Raw genomic sequence first — 1,056 nt, 5'->3', positions numbered from 1 at the left:
TGTATTGATCACGAGCGTTGTTGACAGTGGTGGGTCTTGAACATGGCGAAGACCTCCGGTGTGGTGGAGCTGTCTAGGACTGCACCACTCGGAGGTCTTCGTGTCCCACCGTAATGCCCGGCTGACCGTTCATGGCAGACGGCTTCTCATCGAACGTGTCGTATCCGGCCGTCCGGTCGCTCATGTCGCGGCGGAGATGGGGATCTCGCGGGCCACGGCCCACAAGTGGGTCCGCCGGTGGCGCGCGGAGGGCGAGGCGGGGCTGCACGACCGCTCCAGCCGCCCGCACACGACCCCGCACCGCACGCCGGCCGCGGTCGAGGCGAGGGTGTGTGCACTGCGGCAGGCCCGCAAGCTGGGACCGGCCCGGATCGGACCGATCCTGGGCCTGCCCGCCTCGACCGTCCACCGGATCCTGACCCGTCACCACCTGCACCGCCTCGCGTGGCTCGACCGGCCCACCGGCACCCTCATCCGCCGCTACGAACGCGAACGGCCCGGCGAACTCATCCACATCGATGTCAAGAAGCTCGGCCGGATTCCCGACGGCGGCGGTCACAAGGTCCGGGGCCGTGAGGCTGGGCGACCCATCCGCGGCATGGGCTTCGACTACGTCCACTCCGCCGTCGACGACCACTCACGCCTGGCTTACAGCGAGATCCACCCCGACGAGAAAGTCGCGACCTGCGCGGGCTTTCTGGCCCGCGCGGCCGCGTTCTTCCACCAGCACGGCATCGACCGGATCGAACGGGTTCTGACCGACAACGCCTGGTCCTACCGCAAGGGCCTGGCCTGGAAGGCCGTCCTGGCCGACCTCGGCGCGACCGGAAAACTCACCCGCCCCTACCGACCTCAGACCAACGGCAAAGTCGAGCGCTTCAACCGCACCCTCGCCGACGAATGGGCCTACCTACGGCCCTACACCAGCAACGACGAGCGAACAGCCGCTCTGCCAGACTTCCTCCACACCTACAACCACCACCGCGGCCACACCGCACTCGGCGGAAACCCACCCATCACCCGCGCAAACAACCCTGCGGGTCAATACACCTAGCC

At 67.9% G+C, this 1,056-nt stretch carries 1 protein-coding gene; it reads left to right on the top strand.

The features are described from left to right. Nucleotides 1–100: 100 nt before the first annotated feature. The gene (locus C6N31_RS42255) at nucleotides 101–1,054 is read left to right on the top strand and encodes an IS481 family transposase (RefSeq protein ID WP_138351514.1); all 954 of its coding nucleotides are present in this window, start codon (nucleotides 101–103) and stop codon (nucleotides 1,052–1,054) included. Nucleotides 1,055–1,056: the final 2 nt, after the last annotated feature.

The organism is Streptomyces fildesensis (assembly GCF_016107395.1).
Lineage (GTDB): Bacteria > Actinomycetota > Actinomycetes > Streptomycetales > Streptomycetaceae > Actinacidiphila > Actinacidiphila fildesensis.
Note: the sequence above shows the minus strand (reverse complement) of the source record. Positions and strands in the feature narration are given on the sequence as shown.